The 3,548-nt window shown below is 43.7% G+C and carries 3 protein-coding genes; 1 reads left to right on the top strand and 2 read right to left on the bottom strand.

The genetic code is table 11. From position 1 onward, the window contains the following. On the bottom strand, positions 1 to 1,172 hold a 1,172-nt coding region (locus VLN09_RS08725), incomplete at its 3' end, for a molybdopterin molybdotransferase MoeA (protein ID WP_325245655.1). Between the two features lie 304 nt (positions 1,173 to 1,476). Continuing rightward, complete coding sequence (locus VLN09_RS08720; RefSeq protein ID WP_325245653.1) at positions 1,477 to 1,992, bottom strand: hypothetical protein; 516 nt, start codon at positions 1,990 to 1,992, stop codon at positions 1,477 to 1,479. A 350-nt stretch (positions 1,993 to 2,342) separates the two neighbouring features. Here VLN09_RS08720 and VLN09_RS08715 point away from each other — a divergent pair. Further along, on the top strand, positions 2,343 to 3,548 hold a 1,206-nt coding region (locus tag VLN09_RS08715), incomplete at its 3' end, for a single-stranded-DNA-specific exonuclease RecJ (RefSeq protein ID WP_325245651.1).

Raw genomic sequence — 3,548 nt, 5'->3', positions numbered from 1 at the left:
TGTTTGCTAAAGCTTTCAACTTGGAAATTACCAGCTGCATCTTGTGACAAAACACCTCTTTGGAAGTCCATACGGCCCGCTGACTTTTTAATATCGTTTTTAAGGGTAGCGGTGAGGCTTAACTGCATGGGTCGCTCTTGTGGCGCCGTGCCTACCATTTGCCACAATGCTGGTATCACAAATTGTAGCGTACCAACGATAGTCGATAACGGATTGCCAGGTAAACCAAAATATAATACAGGCTTGGCAAGGTTTTTAGTCAGCTCACCAAAGACAAAAGGCTTACCGGGTTTCATCGCGACTTTATAGTGATTAATTTGTCCAAGCTGCTCAATGACGGTGGTTAAAAAATCATAGTCGCCAACCGATACACCAGCGGTAGAGATGAGTACGTCACACTCTTGCATGGCTTGAGTGACAGCAGCAGTGGTTGTGTCTAAATCATCAGGGATAATGCCATAATCTTGAATAGTTATCGGCAAATCAGAAAGTAGGCTTTTAAGAGTAGGGGTGTTAGAGTTATAGATTTGTGCCAAGCTGGTTAGCTCATTGCCAATGGCAACCAGCTCATCACCCGTCGCCAGCACGCCAACGATTAAAGGCTGATAGACGTTGACCTTATCGAGACCCAAATTCGCCAGTAGACTGATATCAGCAGGATTTAGGCGTTTACCTTTGAATAAAACCGCTTCGTCAGCTTCAATTTCTTCGCCTTGCTGACGAATATTATCATCACGTTTGGCGTCTTTGCTAAGCGTAATAGCATAAGGCTGTGATTTATCAATGCTATTTTTTATTTCAGCGAAATTGGTATTCTCTTGCATGATGACCGTATCACAGTCATCAGGGACGACAGCGCCAGTAAAGATGCGCAGCCCTTGTCCTGCTGAGATTTCACCTATGTAAGGACTACCAGCTTGTGATTCACCAACGATATCAATCACAGTATCTGCTGCAAGCACGCTGTCTTTAGCAGTAGCATAGCCATCCATCGCTGACAGGTTCTGTCTTGGTATGGCAAAGGGCGAGACGATATCTTCTGCTAGTATATGATTACGGCTGTCTAATAAGTCGTAGCTAACAACGGCTCTTTTATGTAGCGGATAGTCATTAGTATGATAAGTTTCTATGCGCTGCTGTATTTCAGAGATAAGCCCTGCAACCGTAATCATAAACGTCTACTCATTTTATTAATTTAAGCTTTTATGTAGCATCAGAGATACGTTATACCATAAGTGCTACTTTGTGACATAACAATGTCGTGACCGACAGCGAATTGCTTAGCCACGGAATATGTTCTCTTGCTCAAGCGTCGTAGCGATGAGGCTTAGTGCAATCCTTGCCCCTAGTATAAATAATATACCTGCAAATTCTGGTACGGTTATTAGCAAGGGATACTATAAACGAAAAAGCTCTGCATTTAGCAGGGCTTTTTTGCTAAGTGATAAAGCGCTTTTTGTTTAAAAAAGTAGTGTTTTAAACGTTTTTACCGTGTTGCTTTTGTTGAATATCTTTGGCTAAGTCATAGCACTCATTGATATGGTCAGTAGCGATTTTTTTAAAAATCATATAGCCTATTGTGCCTGCAACCAGTTGACCGCCTAATGGGATAAATTTGGTCACTTGCTTAGCAGCGATACGACCACCAAAACCTTGCACTGTCTTTTTAATGATACCACGAGTTGCCATTAAGCCTGCAAAGTCAACCGTACGATCTTTTAGCGCACTCCAGTGAATAGCACGTGACTCTAAGTCTACCGCTGCTTGACGGTCTTCGAGTAAGCCAAAGCGCTCGCTGATTTCAGGTAGCAGCATCGTCAGCATACTGGCATCGACTGCCACATCAAAGAATGGTACAGGAACGATGGCAACACCAGCAGAGACTCTAGCGCGTCTTTTGACCATAGCGATACATTCTTTTTTAACTTGCTCAAGGTCCAGATTAGGATCAATGGTATTAGGCAGTTTTTCAGCGATAGGGGTGGTTTTCATAAAATATCCTTAGAATAATGAAAAAAGTAACAATAAATAATCAAACTTCAAATATTGCATAGCTAACAAGCATCTGAGTGATTTATAAGATGCTTACTATTTTAGGTATTTATAAATACCATACAATCGCTGCTTTGTAGCAAAATGCAGAAAAATAGGGGTAATCTGCACCGTTTTTGTAAATGACTGTGTGTAAAAAAGCTCAGATTAAGAAATAAACACACAGTCTAGGTTCGCGATAAGTACAATATAAGTTACGTGATGATGGATGTATAAGCAATCTCTAACCTTGCACTGACAGGCTGAAAATTACCATTGTGAGCACTTACTAAAGCCAGTAGAATATGTTTATGCTAAATTTAACCCCCCGTTATACCAGCACTCGCATTGACGAGTTGCCCGCCGCGTTGCAACCACTTGCCGCCCAATCACTGACGCTTGCTCGCCTATACGCTGCTCGCGGTATCATGCAGCCAGATGAGCTTGAGACTCAGCTTGCCGGTTTGCTGCCTGCTGAGCAGCTAAAAGGCATCATTGAAGCAGTAAATCTATTAGATGTCGCCATTGATGATAGTCAGCGCATTTTGATTGTTGGCGACTTTGACTGTGATGGCGCAACCAGTACGGCGCTAATGATGCGCGCGCTGACTGCCATGGGCGCAAAGGCAGACTTCTTGGTGCCTGACCGCTTTAAATACGGTTATGGGCTGACGCCAGAGATTGTCGAATTGGGTATTGAAACTTATCAGCCGCAAATGATCGTCACGGTAGATAATGGTATCTCAAGCCATGAAGGCGTGGCGCGCGCGCAGGCTGATGGCATTACTGTCATTATTACAGACCATCACCTAACGACTAAAGAGACACCACCTGCTGAAGCGGTGGTCAATCCCAACCAACTCGATTGTAACTTTGCTAGTAAAGCTTTAGTAGGCGTTGGGGTGGCATTTTATGTGCTTGGACGATTGGCAAAACTGCGCCGTGATGCTGGTAAATCTACCGTACAAGTGAGCCAATATTTAGATTTAGTGGCGCTTGGTACGATTGCTGATGTTGGGGTGCTTGATAAAAATAATCGTATTTTAGTCCATCATGGGCTGAACGCCATTCGTCAGGGGCGTGGCTCTTTAGGGATATTGGCATTGTTGGAGCAAGCGGGTCGCGATCCCAAAAAACTACAGGCACAAGATTTTGGTTTTGTCTTAGGTCCACGTATTAATGCTGCTGGTCGTATGGATAATATGCGCATCGGTATCGAGTGTTTATTAGCGGATGATTGGTCAACCGCGCAGCGATTGGCACAAGAGCTTGAACAGCTCAATCGTACGCGTCGCCAAGTAGAAGGTGAGATGCGAGCACAAGCGGATAATATCGTCCAAGCATTAGCTGCTGTTGATACAGGGATTGACGCTGATGCTGAGGAAAGCAGTGATATCATCGTTCAGCATAAACTTGAGAAGAAGACCACTAACACCCGTAGTATTGTATTGTATCAAGATGACTGGCATCAAGGTGTTATCGGTATCGTCGCAGGGCGTTTGAAAGAAAGCCATTAT

Source organism: Psychrobacter sp. (assembly GCF_035469765.1).
Taxonomy (GTDB): Bacteria; Pseudomonadota; Gammaproteobacteria; order Pseudomonadales; family Moraxellaceae; genus Psychrobacter.
The sequence above is the reverse complement of the archived record's forward strand: the minus strand, read 5'-3'. Positions and strand labels throughout refer to the sequence as shown.